The sequence below is a fragment of the Burkholderia sp. BCC1999 genome (assembly GCF_905339975.1).
Classification (GTDB): Bacteria; Pseudomonadota; Gammaproteobacteria; order Burkholderiales; family Burkholderiaceae; genus Burkholderia.
Map to the genome: position 1 here is coordinate 480,447 of NZ_CAJPHP010000001.1, position 15,567 is coordinate 496,013.

The 15,567-nt window shown below is 63.1% G+C and carries 10 protein-coding genes; 3 read left to right on the top strand and 7 right to left on the bottom strand.

Annotation, left to right across the window (positions count from 1 at the left end; translation table 11 throughout):
* Positions 1 to 201: 201 nt before the first annotated feature.
* From U5809_RS02120 to U5809_RS02130, 3 genes are read right to left on the bottom strand one after another with little or no spacing between them, the layout of a single operon-like run.
* The gene (locus U5809_RS02120; protein WP_322085284.1) at positions 202 to 1,428 is read right to left on the bottom strand and encodes a response regulator; all 1,227 of its coding nucleotides are present in this window, start codon (positions 1,426 to 1,428) and stop codon (positions 202 to 204) included.
* Entirely contained in the window at positions 1,425 to 1,892 is a 468-nt protein-coding gene (locus tag U5809_RS02125; protein WP_322085285.1) for a hypothetical protein, read from the bottom strand. The genes U5809_RS02120 and U5809_RS02125 overlap by 4 nt, the downstream gene beginning before the upstream one ends.
* Positions 1,873 to 5,418: a hypothetical protein gene (locus U5809_RS02130; protein WP_322085286.1), complete on the bottom strand. Its 3,546-nt coding sequence runs from the start codon at positions 5,416 to 5,418 to the stop codon at positions 1,873 to 1,875. The genes U5809_RS02125 and U5809_RS02130 overlap by 20 nt, the downstream gene beginning before the upstream one ends.
* A 749-nt stretch (positions 5,419 to 6,167) precedes the next feature.
* Here U5809_RS02130 and U5809_RS02135 point away from each other — a divergent pair.
* Genes U5809_RS02135 through U5809_RS02145 form a run of 3 tightly spaced genes read left to right on the top strand, consistent with a single transcriptional unit; the run spans position 6,168 to position 10,116 of the window.
* Positions 6,168 to 7,637, top strand: coding sequence for a benzaldehyde dehydrogenase (locus U5809_RS02135; protein ID WP_322085287.1), 1,470 nt, complete (start codon positions 6,168 to 6,170; stop codon positions 7,635 to 7,637).
* A gap of 14 nt (positions 7,638 to 7,651) precedes the next feature.
* The gene (locus U5809_RS02140; RefSeq protein ID WP_322085288.1) at positions 7,652 to 8,779 is read left to right on the top strand and encodes an NAD(P)-dependent alcohol dehydrogenase; all 1,128 of its coding nucleotides are present in this window, start codon (positions 7,652 to 7,654) and stop codon (positions 8,777 to 8,779) included.
* Between the two features lie 56 nt (positions 8,780 to 8,835).
* Positions 8,836 to 10,116, top strand: a complete 1,281-nt coding sequence (locus tag U5809_RS02145; protein WP_322085289.1) for a helix-turn-helix domain-containing protein — start codon at positions 8,836 to 8,838, stop codon at positions 10,114 to 10,116.
* 128 nt (positions 10,117 to 10,244) lie between these two features.
* On the opposite strand, the gene iaaH is transcribed toward U5809_RS02145, so the two are convergent.
* The 4 genes from iaaH to U5809_RS02165 form a co-directional block, all read right to left on the bottom strand.
* Entirely contained in the window at positions 10,245 to 11,717 is a 1,473-nt protein-coding gene (gene iaaH / locus U5809_RS02150) for an indoleacetamide hydrolase (RefSeq protein WP_322085290.1), read from the bottom strand.
* 105 nt (positions 11,718 to 11,822) lie between these two features.
* The gene (locus tag U5809_RS02155; RefSeq protein WP_322085291.1) at positions 11,823 to 12,536 is read right to left on the bottom strand and encodes a helix-turn-helix transcriptional regulator; all 714 of its coding nucleotides are present in this window, start codon (positions 12,534 to 12,536) and stop codon (positions 11,823 to 11,825) included.
* On the bottom strand, positions 12,533 to 12,967 hold the full coding sequence (locus U5809_RS02160; RefSeq protein WP_322085292.1) for a hypothetical protein: 435 nt from the start codon (positions 12,965 to 12,967) through the stop codon (positions 12,533 to 12,535). Before U5809_RS02160 ends, U5809_RS02155 begins: the two co-directional genes overlap by 4 nt.
* Positions 12,968 to 13,105: 138 nt before the next feature.
* A complete protein-coding gene (locus tag U5809_RS02165; RefSeq protein WP_322085293.1) occupies positions 13,106 to 15,277 on the bottom strand; it encodes an alpha-galactosidase in 2,172 nt (723 codons plus the stop codon).
* Between the last annotated feature and the right edge of the window lie 290 nt (positions 15,278 to 15,567).

The following is a 15,567-nucleotide window of genomic DNA, read 5'->3' on the forward strand; positions in this document are numbered from 1 at the left end:
AGCGACCTGTGTTAGCCGCTCGCCCACGTGTTCGCAATGCCTGTCGTATATTGATCTTCGTTTAAATGACGCTCCCCAGGGGGACTTCACGTCGCGAGCTTTTTTTGCCGTCGGCACGATGCGTTATCAACAAGAGCGACGTTGCCCCGAATTCCCCGAACCACGAATACGAAGAGTCGCTTCCCGCAGCCGCGATCCGACTCAGGTAAGTGGGAGATCGCAGTTCAAGAAAAGTTGGTTGAAGAACGCCGCGCTAGTGTACGCGGCGTAAGCTTGCCAATTGTCACCCTTCTGCGCGTCCGCGAAATCGCAAACCGACTTGATAACTAGTGCGCACGGCGCGGGCTGACGCGCGTAGTCCGCTGCTGCCATGACTGCATATGCTTCCATCTCGACGCCAAGTAGTTCACGGTTTTGAGCTGTGATTGGGTCAAGAGCACCGTCCGTCGCCAAGACAGCCGCACCTGAGGCCATCGGGCCAACCCGAACGGAAAGCTTTCCAGCAGGAGCTGAATGAGTCCATCCGGAACGGATCGCCGCCACGACTTCCGGGCGACTGCTAAGCTCCATCGCGAGTTGAGACACATGCGAGTTAAGCGGGCGCTGATAGGGGGCGGCCTGGAACACCACTGAGCCGTCAGTTTTTTCGGCTAATTTACCGCTGCCCCAGTCCCAAGAGGGATCAGCCACGATCACATCACCGAGCTCTGTCTTACCCTTCACGCCGGCGCAAATCCCCAGCATCACGATGTACCTTGGGCGAAAGCGCTCGACCATTTTTGCGGCGAGCGCCGCAGAGGATGGCATGCCCTTTCGGCGCGCCGACGCCGCTACAACCGTCAATGGCCCCTCAGTTCGCGGAATTTGCCCAAAGTGGTAACCAGTAGGATCATCCGGGAAGCGCTTGTTCGTCCATTGATAATTTAGATTCAGTACTGCGTCGAGCTCAGGGGTACCCAATGCTGTGACTATGGCCACATCCGCACGAGGGGAAAGCCGAGCTACGCGCTTAACGCGTGCGCTTGCTAGCTGAAGCTTACCAACCAGCATAGCCTTCCATGAGCTATCTGCGGTTTCATTAAAGAGGCAGAATGAGGCCCCGCGGTCCCGCACGTTTGCCTGCGCCGCGTCAACTAGCTCCTCGCGGGCAGTCAGAAACAAGATGTCAGGTGGCAGCCACGCGTTCTCGTCCATCATCAGCATGTCAAAAAGTGCCAACCCGCCCTGATGTGTGGGCGTCGCCCCCAATACATCTGGCAGGTTCAAATCGACAATAAGCAAGTCGAACTTTTTGGCGATCAGAAAACGCCTTGCCGCCGCGGACGTTGTCGCATGCTCGATCTCAATGCTCGCGTCATACTCCAAGACAACCTTAGAAATGGCGCGGGCCTTGTCGTATTCATCATCTACAATCAGGATTCGAGTCATCGCGTAGCAATAATACCTTCAATCAGGTTTTTCAACGAGGATCTCCAGCCGTCTTCCGCAACGTTATAGTAAGTAAGCCCGCGGAAGATCGGTCGGTACTGAGTATCCAGCTTTTCAATCAATTGTCTGAGTGACAACCGATTTGGTTCGTCGCCGAACTTGTCAAACATCGTAACTACGATGGTTGGCGTGTGAATGCCTCGTAGTTGCATCTGGGCCAGCAGATCGATCCCGGCAAAACTCTCTGGTGTCCCACCACCTGGCTCATCGGGTGATACGTCGTAGTTGGGCATACTCATATCCAGTAGAATCGCCGCGTATGAGTCCGTCCCTTTGATCACCGCCCGTAACCCACTGCTGAATGACCTGGCCGTCTCGATTTCGACGCCAAGAAACTCGTCACACACAAAATCGGCAAGGATCCGACTCTTTTCTTCATCGTCTTCAATAAGCAGTATCTTCATCGTCTGCAATCTCGATTCCAAACCCGATGATCACCTCGAAAGCTCCATCGTCGGTAAAACCGAACAGCAGCGATGGATCCCGGTACTGCGGTGCATTTATGGTCGCCCATAGCTTATGAAAGCCGCTGCGACCTTCCATCTGAGCCTTCCGCCGAGTATCACTCTTGCGAATCTCATTGCGAATTCTCTCCAGCCGATTTTCGTCACGCCGCTCGAAGGTTAGCGCTTCGACCGGATTACGTACCCGCGCACTGAACTTCCCATCCAACAAACTCAACGCGACATCAATATTGAGCCTATCGACGCTCAGACCAGAATGGGCGATCGCATTCTCGAATAGCCCACAGAATACGTCAACCATACCGTCGAGTGTCCTTCCGGGCATGGCAGTCGCTCCACCTTCGCCTTTTATGCTTACACCATCCCACCCTGTCGCACCCGAGATTGAGTTCTCAATCATCGAGCGTGCGATGAGAACAGGAAAATCGACTCCGTAATCCTGTCGGTCGTAAACCTCGCTGCGCTTGAACCACGACGACACCGTAGAGATTCTCGTCTGGATATTCGTTCGCGCACGTCCAATGTGGTTATGTAGCTCGCCGAGTCGGTCCGCATAATGCAATGCCACAAGAGATTCCGTAAGGTGATCAAAAGCATCCAGAAACTGGGAGCGGATATCGGTATTTAGAACCAGCTGCACCTTTGCCAAGTTAGTATCGGTTTTTTCCCACAGGGTCTCGACGCAAAGGTTAATGAAGTCATCGATGTGCTTAATGCGTCGATCGCTGGCTTGAACAAACATTCGTTCCAAATTCGAAGTTTGGTAGACGAAGAGCGCATGCGGATTATCGCCACTAGTAACGAGCTCATGAACTACGACGACCTGGATCAAACTGTCACGCACGTATGCAATGATTGAGTCGATGTTCGCCGCAAACTGCTCGAGCACATGCAAAACGTTGGCCCGCTCTCCATTAGTAAGAGCCGTAAGGGCCGAGTCCCAGTAATCGTTCGGAACGTAGTCGGAAGTTCCCACTTTTCGTTCGGTCACAAGGAACTCGTCGGCCACTGGCTTGCGTAGCGCATTGCTGAGCTTGCCGTGCCGAACGCGTGTGCTGAGATAGGCATTCAGCCCATGATCGCCACGTAGGAACTCATTTGTCACTTCGGCGAACATCGCAGCAAACTGAACATCAAGCTCCGAATTCGACGTCTCGCTGTTGATAACGTGTAAGGTGGACAGCATTTTGGTCAGCGATTGGCCAGTAGCTTCCACCTCAGACAGAACGTCGGTGAGTCGCTCAATGAGCGAGTTCTCCACCACTGGCACGGTCTGCATTGCGGATTTGTAACGAGCATAGGCGTCCCCTAAGCGGGTGCGCAACGCCTTTTTGATAGCACTGATGTCAACGTATACGCGGCTTTGCTCAACGAGGTTCGTCGCTTTTGCAAGTTCCTGTGCTTTAACGCGCTCCCGAATTTCCGCCAAATACTCGGCAGCGTTGCCGGGGTCGATCTCGGCAAGGATGCGGCAGACGCGAATACGCTCCTCTTCAATTTCCCGCGTTCCCTCGTAGAGAATCGTCTGCCGCATGACTTCGGGTCGCCAGACCCGACTCAGGTACAGGATCACATTCTGCAGGCCAAACTCATCGACGCGCTCCCGAAGTGCTCCTGGTGAGGCAATACCCTGCTGGGTCTGAAACCGCTCGAACGCATAGCGTAAGTGCGTTAGTCGGTCGTTGTTGAAGAAGCTGAAATAGAGCTCGAATATGAGAGGCAGCGAGATCGATGTGGGCCATTCGCCCGGAGACTCCAACGCGGCAACAAGTTCGGGCAATGGTAGAACCGTTGGCACCGATGGCCAACTCAGATAAGCCGCAACCGTTGCCGACACGGCCGACGCCAAGTCTCCGCTCCTAATATAAGCGACCACAGCGGCTGTACTGCAGCGTAGTGCGTCAGAACCATCAAGATGGTCCCGGCACCACGTGAAATTTTCGATTGCTTCCGCATACATGCCGTTCGCAAGCTGAAAGCGACCCACATAGCGCTTTTGACGCTCCAGACTTATGGCAGAAGTGTCGCCGAGTAAAGTGCCGGTCGTTGCTAACTCGTAGACCTGCAGAGTGGTGCCGAAAACAGCCGCATGGCGGAAAGTCTCGGTGAGTTTAGAGCGTCCTGAAGGTTGCTCTAACAATGCAGAGAACGGGGTCAAATTCGGATCTAAGGCGAGCACTCGACGGAGCGAGCCGGATGGATATTCAAACTGATCCTGCGAAAGCTCCTGCATGACGATCGCACGCAAGTAGGTCGCCCACGCATGTCCGTAAAATCGGTCGTAAATCGTGTACAGCGACAACGCCGATGCATAAGTGTCGCCGGTGAACGCGAGGACCGCCCGCAGGTGCTGGGCTATTTCCCCCAACGGGCCTGCATATTGAACTGTTTGCGCTCTCTGCTTGAGTTCGGCACGTATACGCAGTACGAATGCCGAAATATCAGAGGGATTTTCGTCCAAATGGCCGTCGGCTATTGAAATGGCATCCGCATATCGGCCTTCACTGTAGGCCTCAATGAAAGCGACGCGACGCAGCTGTTTTGTGGCATCCCACCGAACCTCGCCACCAAGCGCTACCAAGACAGGCACCAAGCGGCGGTCACTCGTGCGTCCTAGGAGTGATGCTACGGGCTTGACTAGCAAATCCGAAAAGTGCGCGCACGCGCCCTCGTCAGCTACAACGGCCTGCAGCATGGCGACGAGGGTCTCGTAGTAGTCGACCACGCCAGACTGGGCTTCGATCGAAAGGGTCACCCCCACGAATTGTATTGCTGGGCTAGCGAGGTCGAAAAGCTTCGTTTTCAGATACGCTTGGATCTGCGTCAGCGGGGCTTCAGGGAACATTCGCGCAAGTTCGGCCTGCAGATAGCCGGGAACCGCAGTGCCCTCAGTGCGTTTGCCGATGAAGCTGACAATCATACTCAACAGATCGTTCGCTCCTATGAGGTCCTCGTACGTCCGCGCAAGTTTGCGCTTCTCGTCCAAGCCATCCCACAACTGCACAGCGGAGAGTCGGTTTTGAATCAGCCAGACGGACCAGCCTAGTTCGTCCTCCACTCCCTGAAGTGTCGCAAACGCTGCATCTCGATCATTGCGCAGTACCGCGCACTCCAGCGCCTCTCGGTGCGACACAAACGCTCGGATTTCTTCGCTGTACTGCAGCGCGTAGGCTATGGCCCAGATCACCTCGCTGGCAATCGGTGCGGGCGGGATCAGTCTACGAGTTACAAGGATCTCGGCCGGCTGCCGCGGAAATGGAGCACCATGAATTCTAGAAAGTACTTCACGCTTCCGAATGATCTGAGGAAAGCGCCGAAATAGCTCGGCGGTAGGAGTTGCGTTTTTGAGGGATCGCAGCGCCTCGGCCTGAAAACCCGTTTTCGAGTAGATTTTCGCTTTAAGGCTGTGCTGATCTGCAGGGGTTCTCCTGCCGTTCCATTTGACCTTCGACCTGCGCCCGCTCATGCTGCCTCGAATATTAGCTTTTCTTGTGTTCGCGTCACGTGCTCAACCCACCAATGGCGGCGCACGACCATTCGCCCCGAAATCATGCAAATCATACCGAAAACCTTTCATTACGTGGTCGACTAGTTTTCCACTAGTGGAGCGACTTTGTGGTCGTGGATAATCAACCGGCAAGGACTCGTTTGAAGCATGATGGTAGATCGATCGGCACGCGACGGCTGGCGGGTTGCGGCCGCTCCGTTGACGAAAATGGCCATTGCAACTCGGAGGCCGCTTTAGACCAAATGGTTTCGAACGGCTCACAAGCGACTCGAGCCCCGAGCCTTGCCGGAAAGCAGTCATTCTTAGGCCGCGGGAGGCAGCGAGTCAATATGACGGCTTCCGCCGACAAGCGACGGGCGACAACGCGTGAGCGAATGACCGTTGCACTTGGTGGCTTCAATCGGTCGATACAACACACTAGACGCTGCGTAAGCAGTGGAGGCGTTGCAAATGAGACAGCGGCGCAGGGTCTAATGCACCAGCAATAACCTGCCGTGTCCCCAAACGGCATGCAGCAACACCCCCCACAGCGACTGTTCAGTTTCCGCACACAAAATCTCAGACGCCCCCCACCCCACACGCCCTCCGCGGGTGGGAAAAAACCCGGATGGCCCCGCTTCGCCGCGCCCGCCTACCCTCGCGCACATGCCGGTCGACGCCCAAGCAAGAACCCCGACCCGGCCGATCCGAATTCCTCAGGAGCGTACATGGTTAGCAGCAACACCGCACTGTTCGACACCGACATCTGGCGCGGCAAAACCTTCAACGGACGCTGGCACGCAAGCGCGCACGCGGCCGACGTAATCGAACCCGCGACCGGCACCACGCTCGGCCGCATCGGCGTCGCCGACAGCGCGGCCATCGCCGAAGCAGCCACCGCCGCACATCGCGCACAGCCCGCATGGTTCGCGCTGCCATACGACGAGCGCGCGGCGGTGCTGCGTCGCGCGGCAGCCGTCGCCGAAGTGCATTTCGACGCGATCGTCGACTGGCTCGTGCGCGAAAGCGGCTCGACGCGCGCAAAAGCGTCGTTCGAAACCTCGATTACGATCAAGGCCCTGCACGAAGCAGCCGGGCTGCCGTCGCGCGCGGCCGGCGAAGTGCTGCCGTCGGCGGCCGGCCGGCTGTCGCTCGCGCGCCGCCGCCCGCGCGGCGTGGTCGGCGTGATCTCGCCGTTCAACTTCCCGCTGTATCTCGCGATACGCGCGGTCGCGCCGGCGCTCGCGCTCGGCAACGCAGTCGTGCTGAAGCCCGATCCGCGCACCGCCGTGTGCGGTGGCGTCGCGATCGCGCGCGTGTTCGAGCTTGCCGGCTTGCCCGAAGGTGTGCTGCACGTGCTGCCCGGCGACGGCGCGGCCGGCGCGGCGCTGGTCGCCGATCCGCACATTGCGATGATCCAGTTCACCGGCTCCACCGCGGCCGGGCGCAAGGTCGGCGCAGCGGCGGGCCACCATCTGAAAAAGGTGTCGCTCGAACTTGGCGGCAAGAATTCGCTGATCGTGCTCGACGATGCCGACCTCGACCGCGCCGTTGCCAACACCGCATGGGGCGCGTATCTGCATCAAGGCCAGATCTGCATGGCGACCGGCCGCGTGCTCGTGCAACGCGCCATTCACGACCGCTTCGTCGCGAAGCTCGTCGAGAAGGCGCAAAGCCTGCGCGTCGGCGACCCGGCCACCGGCGACGTCGGCCTCGGCCCGCTGATCGACGCCGCACAACGCGACCATGCGGCGAGCGTGGTCGACGCGGCCCGACGCGCGGGCGCCCGCGTCGAGACGGGCGGCGGCCATCACGGCCTGTTTTTCGAGCCGACCGTGCTGAGCGGCGTCGCGCCGGGCAATCCGGCGTTCGACGAGGAAATCTTCGGGCCGGTCGCGATCGTCGTGCCGTTCGATACCGACGAAGACGCAATCACGCTCGCGAACCGGACCGAATACGGGCTGTCGATGGCGATCCTGTCCGCTGACGTCGGCCGCGCGCTGAGGATCGGCGAGCGCCTGAACACGGGGCTGCTGCACATCAACGATCAGACGGTTAACGACGAGGTGATCAACCCGTTCGGCGGCGTCGGCGCCTCGGGCAATGGCTCGAGCATCGGCGGTGCGGCAAACTGGGAGGAATTCACACAGTGGCAGTGGCTGACGATCAAGGGCGATGCGCCGCTGTATCCGATTTGACGAGGAGACCGACCATGTACACCAAAAACGATACACGCGCCGTCACCGCGGCCGTCGCGCGCGCCGCCGGCGCGCCCTTCTCGATCGAAACGGCACGCATCCGCGCGCCGCGCGGCGACGAGGTACTGGTGCGCGTCGTCGCGACCGGCTTGTGCCATACCGACCTGATCGTGCGCGACCAGTACTACCCGGTACCGCTACCGGCCGTGCTCGGTCACGAAGGCGCCGGCGTGGTGGAGGCGGTCGGCCCGAATGTGAAGACGCTCGCCGCCGGCGACCACGTCGTGCTGACTTACGGCGCGTGCGGCCACTGCGCATCGTGCGCCGGCGGTCACGGCGCGTATTGCCGGCAGTTCTTCGCGCTGAACTTCGGCGGCGCCGATGTCGACGGGCAGACGGCCATCCGCGACGCGGCCGGACAACCACTGCACGATCATTTCTTCGCGCAGTCGTCGTTCGCGAGCTATGCGCTCGCACGCGAGAACAACGCAATCAAGGTGCCGAAGGAAGCGCCGCTCGAACTGCTCGGCCCGCTCGGCTGCGGGATCCAGACCGGCGCGGGCGCCGTCATCAATTCGCTCGCGGTGCGCACCGGCAGCAGCTTCGCGAGCTTCGGTGCCGGCGCGGTCGGCATGAGCGCCGTGATGGCCGCGCGCATCGCCGGCGCCACCACCATCATCGCCGCCGACATCGTGCCGTCGCGGCTCGCGCTGGCGCTGGAGCTGGGCGCCACGCACGCGATCAACAGCCGGGAAATCGACGTCGTCGACGCGATCCGCGAGATCACCGGCGGCGGCGTCGACTACGCGCTCGAGTCGACCGGGCTGCCGGCCGTGCTGTCGCAAGGGATCGACGCGCTCGGCTCGCGCGGCACGATGGGCGTGGTCGGCGCGCCGAAGCTCGGCACGAAGGCCGAATTCGACGTGAACAGCCTGCTGCTCGGCGGCCATACGATCCGCGGCATCGTCGAAGGCGACAGCGTGCCGCAGACGTTCATTCCGCAACTCGTGCAGTTGCACCTGCAAGGCCGGTTTCCGTTCGACCGGCTCGTGAAGTTCTATCCGCTCGAACAGATCAACCAGGCCGCCGAGGACAGCAGCAAAGGCATCACGCTCAAGCCGATCCTGCGGTTGCCGCACTAGACGCAGGCGCCGCCGGCCGCCGGCCGATACCAAGCGGCGCCACACGACGGGCACCCTTGCCGGGCACGAAAATACCCGGCTTCGGGCACCGGGCTATATTACGCATTCGCGCGACACGCCGGGCCGGCACGCCCGGCCCGACCATTCGACCTCACATGGAGCGCAGCGTGAACACGGCCCCTGAATCCCCTGCACGGCCGGTCGATCTCGACCGGCTCCGCGCCCGCTTCGCCGCGGGCGAGCCGCTGCCGGAAACGGCGTTGCCGGCCAGCGTCGCGCGCTCGTGGCTGCGCTCGCGCGATGCCGGGCTGCGACCATGGCAAACCGCGCGTTATGAAATGCAGCGCGAGCGCGACGAATCGCGCGCGGACCGGCGGCTCACCCGCTGCGTCGCGCGGGAGATCGAGCCGCTGTGGGCCGCATTCGGCGGTACCGAATGGACGATCATGTGCGTCAATCCGCACGGCACGATCGTCCATGCGCGGCGCAGCCCGCAATGCGACGACGCGCTGCTGACGCCGATCGTCGCCGGGCGCCGGATTGTCGAGCCGAACATCGGCACAACCGCGCCGAGCTGCGTGATTCACGATGGCGCCGAGGCGATCGTCGCGGGCGCGCAGCATTATCTCCACGAGTTGTCCCGGGTGTTCTGTCTCGCGGTGCCGCTGGTGGGTTTCGACGGCGAAGTGATCGGCGCGCTCGACATCACCGGAGTCGGCAAGCGCAACGTCGTGCAGTTGCGCGAACAGTTTCGTCACGCGGCGCTGTCCGCCGAGCAGCGTCTGTATGCGCTGCTGCGCGACTGCCATCTGCTGCAGGTCCAGCATGACGCGCGCTGGCTCGGCACCCCGCTCGCCGGCGTCATTGCGCTCGACGAAGCCGGCCGCGTGCGCGCGGTGAGCCGGCTGGCGCGCCGGATGCTCGACCTCGCGGCTGCCGGGCCGGTGGCCCCGTACGATCTCCGACAACTGTTTCCCGGCGCGACGCCCGTGCAGCAGCGTCGTTTACTGATACCGGCACGCACGCCGCAGCGGATCGCGCGCGACGATGGTAGCCATGTATGGGTGCGCACCCTGCGTGCGCCGCTCGACCGGGCGACGATGGCGCGCCATGCCGATGTGCTGGAAGACGCCGCCGACGTGTGCCACACGGCACCGGCCGCCGGTGCCCAGGCGAGCCTGCACGAACAGTCGCTCGACGCGATCCGGCGCGCGCTCGACGAGCACGACGGCAATGTGTCGGCGGCCGCGCGGCGGCTCGGCATTTCACGCACGACGCTGTACGCGAAACTTCGTCAGCTCGATGCGGCAGGGATCAGGCACGACGGACCGCATTGACGACTCCGGATGAAACGGGCCGTGTGGCGATTGCGCCTGGGCCCGTTCACGCTGACAAGGGGCTTGCGCTGATCCTGAGCCACTGCCGGCCGCTGATGAAGCCGCAACGCAATTTGCACGCTTAACCGTCACGACCCGCCGCCGGCGCCCGCCCAACCGCCCAGCCGGCCCTCCACCCCGAATCCGTCGTCCGGCGCCGGCAGCCGCCCGAGCACCCGTTCGACTTCCAGCGCGACCGCGATGAGTTCGCGATCGGTGCCGGCCGCGCCATCCAGCGCGAGGCCGACCGGCAGACCGGCCGCCGTCAGGCCGGCCGGCACGGTCATGCCCGGCACGCCGGCATTGCTGCCGGGCTCGGTGTTCCTGGTGTACGTCTGGAACACCGAAACGGTCTCGCCGTTGTGGATCATCGTGTCGCCCGACGGGATGGGGCAGGCCGTCGCGATCGTGGCCGGAAAGGCCAGCGCATCGGCGCCACTGTCGGCGAGGCACTGCCGATACGCGGCGCGCGACCGCGTCCGCCGGTCGAGCGCGGTGCGATAAGCCGTTTCGCCGATGCCGTCGGGGCCGGTGATATGCCGGGCGATCCGCGCGACGTCCGGGCTCCCCACGTTCGCGACGATGTCGTCGACCGACAGGTCGTAACCGTTCTCGACCAGATACGCGTGCATCGACGCCCGGAATTCGGCCATCGCGATGACGGCCGGCTCGTCGTCGAAGAACCCCGGGTAGTCATTCAGGTCGATGTCGACGCATTCGAATCCCGCCTGCTCCAGCTTCGCCAGCGCGGCCCGCGCCACCGCGTCGACATCCGGCGCGAGGCCGCGCCAGAACGTCGTACGCGGAATCGCGAGACGCACGGGACGCGCCCCACTGCGCACCGGGGGCGCTAGCGACGCACCGTCGCCGGCCAGAATCGCGTCGAGCAGCGCGATGTCCTCGACCGACCGGGCCATCGGGCCGACGGTGTCGCGCGTGTGGGAAATCGGCGCGACGCCACCCGACGGGTAGCGCCCCACCGTCGGCCGGAGGCCGACCGCGCCACACAGCGCCGCCGGGATCCGGACCGAGCCGCCGGTGTCCGTGCCGAGCGCGGCCGGTACCACACCGGCGCCGACCAGCGCGCCCGAGCCGCTGCTGCTGCCGCCCGGAATCCGGTCGAAATCGTACGGATTGCGCACCGCGCCCGTCACGCGGTTGTTGCCCGACACACCGAACGCAAGCTCGTGCAGGTTCGCCTTGCCCGCGATCAGCGCGCCGTGCGCCAGCAGCCGCGCGACGACCGGCGCGTGCTGCGGCGGCACACGGTTGTGCAGCGCCAGCGTGCCGTTGCCGGTCGGCAGGCAGGCGGTGTCGATGTTGTCCTTGATCGCGATCGGCAGGCCGAGCAGCGCGCGCGGGGCGGTCGACCTCGCGAGGTCGCGGTCGCTGCGGGCGGCTTCGGCGAGCAGCCGTGCGTCGTCGACGCAGGTGAAACCGTTCAGGTAGCGCCAGCGCGCGTGCCGCTCGATCAACGCATACGCGTATTCGACACAGGAAAACTCCCGGCGCAGGAGCGCCTGCCGGACTTCGGTGAGCGTCAGGGAACCCAGGGTGGTCATGGTCGGCATGCCTCGTAACAGGGGGAATCGTTACAAGGTAGGGCGCGCCGATTTTGACGCCCATCATCACAATGGAGGACCCCGCGTGGCCCGCGGCGCGACCGGTCACGCCATCGCGGCCGCCAGGCTCGCCCGGTTGGCGACGCCCTTCTTCGCCATCACGCGCCGCAGATGCGTGCGGACCGTCGACAGCCCGATCCCGAGCGTGCGCGCGACATCCTTGTCGGTGTAGCCGGCGGCGACGAGCCGTGCGACGTCGCTCTCGCGTTCGGTCAGCCCGGTACACGCATGCTGCCGCCTCAGCAGCGCACGCCGAAAAAACGGCTCGATGCCGTTCAGCAGCAGTTTGTCGCGCTCGGTGAAGTCGGGCCGGCCTTGCGCGCGCCAGATGCGCAGGTCGCCGACGTGCGTCGCGCCGTCGAACGCATAGACGTTGATCCCGTGGTGCATGCCGTCTCGGCTCAAAAAATCGCTGTAGAACGCGGTGCGCTCCAGATCGCGGCGGCTCATCACCTCGTCGACGCAGGTCGCCACGCGGCGCGCGCGCAATTGCGGTGTGACCGGGTCGATATGCTGGAACCACGCTTCGTACCGCGCGATCTGCGACGGGTCGAGGTTGTACGAGAATCCGTTGCGCCAGAGCCCCGTTTGCGCGTCGCAATCGAACGATGCGGCGAAATCCGCACGCATCAGTTGCGTGATCTCGGGCAGCACGACGCTCCTCACGTCGACGATCGGCCCGAGCGCTTCCAGGCGGGCGACGATGTCGCCGAACAGCCGGAGTTCGTCCGGCGTGATGTCGGAGACGGCAAGGTTCATGATGCTGCCGCGACCGTCGCCTGCCATTGCGCGGCCACGCCGGCGTAATCGTTGATCTTGAAAGCCGAGCCGTCCTGGACATGAATCCAGCCGAGCGTGCGGCCGGCCAGCGGCTTGTCGTGGTCGTCCGTCGCAACCTTGACGATCGCATGCGCACGGATGTGCACGACACCGTTCGGATAGTCGGACGACGGGCTCGCCAGCGTCACCGTCACGAACGGGCCGAGATCCTGCAGCAGTTGCGCGGCCGGCGGATTGTCGGCCATCAGCAGCGAGCCACCCTTCACGCGGTCGTCCACGCGGATGGCCATGCTGTCCGGCCGCCGGTGCGCGGCGGTCGGCAGCGACATCCACAGCACGTGCGCCGGGTTGAGATAGACCACATCGGGATCGCCCATCGCGTCGCGGGTTTCAATCCGGGGTATCGGCATGCAGCGTCTCCAGTCGAATAGCGGGCACCGCGGGCGGGTGCGTCGGCACCATGATGATGCCGCAATATGTCGGCTTGCAACGTGCCCGTCGACGCATGGCGCGACCACCCGTGACCGGGAAGCCGCGCCACGCGCACGTCATTGCTTGGCCGGCGCGCCGATGCCGTCGATATCGGGCGCCCAGCCCGTCGGGTTGGAGAACTTCAGCGTGTTGGCGCTTCCCTGCTTGAACGCGCCCGTCACCGTCAGCGTCGACACGTTCCCCCATCCGCCCGTCGACGGGAACGACACGGACACGGGTGCCGCGCCGTCGAAACTGAGCTGCGCGCTGCGCGCCGCCGAATCGCCGTTCACGTAGGCGATCACGACGCTATAGGTGCCGTCCGCCGCCACCGAGATGCCGTTGATCGTCAGCGTGCCGTTGCTGGTCCCGTCACCGTTGCCGATATAGCCGACGTCCTGCCCGCCCGAGCACGCGCCGCATGACGACACGCGCGCCGCACCGCCGAGCGTGTTGCCGGCCGCCTCGGCCTCGTAGGCCAGCGGCGGCGGTGGCGGAACCTTCACCGGGCCGACCACCACGGCGATCGACGTGACGTCGGGCGCCGCGGTCGTGCCGCCGAGACCCGACAAAGTCAACGTGTTCGGTCCGGACTGCAGGTTGACGAAGACCGTCACCGTGCCGACGGCGTTGCCCGTGGGCGGAAACGCGAGTGTCGTGCCGTTGCCGCCGTTCGCACCGAGCTGTGCCTCGACGTTCTCCGTCCCGGTGTTCAGGTAGGCGATCTGCACATAACCGCCCGCCGTTTGCGAGCTCACGTTATTGAACGTCACCGCGCCCAGCCCCGTCACCTTCTTGCCGCTTGCACACGCCGCGCAGTCCGCGACCGTCGCGCCGCCCGACAGGGTGCCCGGCAGGTACGTGGTCGACGGCAGGTCCGTGCCGCTCAGCACGAGCATCACGGTGCCGCCGGCCGGCACATTCGCGACCGTGTAGGAACCGGTGGCCGCGCCGAGGTCCTTGTGCGCCCAGACGTCGCGGACGGCGGCCGAGGTGCCTGCGGCGAAACCCAGTTGCTGCCACGTGACCGTCATGTCGCTTGCCGCCGTGCCGTTGTTGAACAGCAGAACCGCGCGTTTGCCTGCGCCGGCCAGCAGCTTCGCCCACACCTGCTGCCCGTTGGCGTCCGCGACCTTCAGCCCCTGCAGGCCCAGCACGTCCTGGTCGATCGCGATCAGCTCGGGATTGGTGAGCAGGCTCACCGTATCGCTCGACAGCGACTTCGACAGGTCGTTACCGAGTATCATCGGCGCGCCGGCGATGGCCCACAGGTTGACGTGCGCAAGATCGTTCGCCGCCGTCATGCCCATGCCGGCCACCATCATGTCCGGATCGTTGTAGTAACCGGTGTGCTGGCCTTCGGGGCGATAGTTGCCGTTGAAGTTGCCGAGCACCGAGCCGAACTTCGGCACACCGCTCCCCGGCCCGTAGATGTCGCCCGTCGTGCGCCACGACGTCGCGATACCGGCGCCCCAGTCCCAGGGCCCCAGGTTGTAGTCGGGATAGCCGCTTTTGCCGAGCGTGCCCCAGTCGCACATGTTCAGTACAAGCCGCTTTCCGGTGACCAGATAGGCTTTCTGAATCGCCTGCGAGATCGCCGTATAGGCTTGCTGCGGATCGTATCCGGCCGCGCTGCCGCCGCACCAGTCGACCTTGACGAAGTCATAGCCCCATTGCGCGAACTGCAGGAAATCGTGATCGTAGTGCGCGTAATCGCTGCCGACGAAATGCGTGCCGTTCGTGTTGCCGCAACCCTGCGGCCCGGAGTCGATATAGATGCCGGCCTTCAAGCCCTTGCCGTGAATGTAGTCGGCCATCGCCTTCATTCCGCCCGGCCACTGGTTGGTGGGATTGCCGTTCATGTCGACGTTGAGGATGAAGTTGCCGTTCGCGTCACGCTTTCTCGACGTCCACCAGCCTTCGTCGATATTCACATACTGGTACTTGTTGCCCGTCGCGAGGTTCGCATTCAGCGCGGCCAGCCCGTCCGCCTGCGCCTTGATCGTATCGAAGCTGACGTTCTCCTCGAGGCTGTTCCATGACGACCAGCCCATCGGTGGCGGATTCACCGCGATCTGCTGCAGTGCAGTCGGCGACGTACCCGTGGTGGTCGTGCTGCCGCCCGTCGTCGAGGTCGTGCCGGTGGTCGAGGTCGTGCCGGTCGCCGACGTGCTCGTTCCCGGCGACGAACCGACATCGTCGCCGCCACATGCGGACAGGCCGATCGCCGCCGACGCGAAACATATCATCAATATTCCTAAATGATTTGTGCGCTTCATCTCCGTCTCCAGATTATTGTGAACGACGCACGTCGGATCAGCATCGTGCGCGTACGCAGATTAATGACGTTCGTTTCCCTGTTTCAATCTTTGCAGCACGCGGTCACATATTGGGAGATGACGGTTTTCCGGTTGCCAATCGCCTTGTCGTTAATGGTTTAAGTAATTGACCTCGAAAACCCAATCTTTGGAAACTTGATCGACTGAACGGAAACAATGCCGATCAGTATTGCCGGTTTATCGCGAATCCGGACAGGTGT

Coding starts and splice junctions, on each gene's coding strand:
- U5809_RS02120 (WP_322085284.1), bottom strand. CDS start 1,428: ATGACTCGAATCCTGATTGTAGATGATGAATACGACAAGGCCCGCGCC.
- U5809_RS02125 (WP_322085285.1), bottom strand. CDS start 1,892: ATGAAGATACTGCTTATTGAAGACGATGAAGAAAAGAGTCGGATCCTT.
- U5809_RS02130 (WP_322085286.1), bottom strand. CDS start 5,418: ATGAGCGGGCGCAGGTCGAAGGTCAAATGGAACGGCAGGAGAACCCCT.
- U5809_RS02135 (WP_322085287.1), top strand. CDS start 6,168: ATGGTTAGCAGCAACACCGCACTGTTCGACACCGACATCTGGCGCGGC.
- U5809_RS02140 (WP_322085288.1), top strand. CDS start 7,652: ATGTACACCAAAAACGATACACGCGCCGTCACCGCGGCCGTCGCGCGC.
- iaaH (WP_322085290.1), bottom strand. CDS start 11,717: ATGACCACCCTGGGTTCCCTGACGCTCACCGAAGTCCGGCAGGCGCTC.
- U5809_RS02155 (WP_322085291.1), bottom strand. CDS start 12,536: ATGAACCTTGCCGTCTCCGACATCACGCCGGACGAACTCCGGCTGTTC.
- U5809_RS02160 (WP_322085292.1), bottom strand. CDS start 12,967: ATGCCGATACCCCGGATTGAAACCCGCGACGCGATGGGCGATCCCGAT.
- U5809_RS02165 (WP_322085293.1), bottom strand. CDS start 15,277: ATGATATGTTTCGCGTCGGCGGCGATCGGCCTGTCCGCATGTGGCGGC.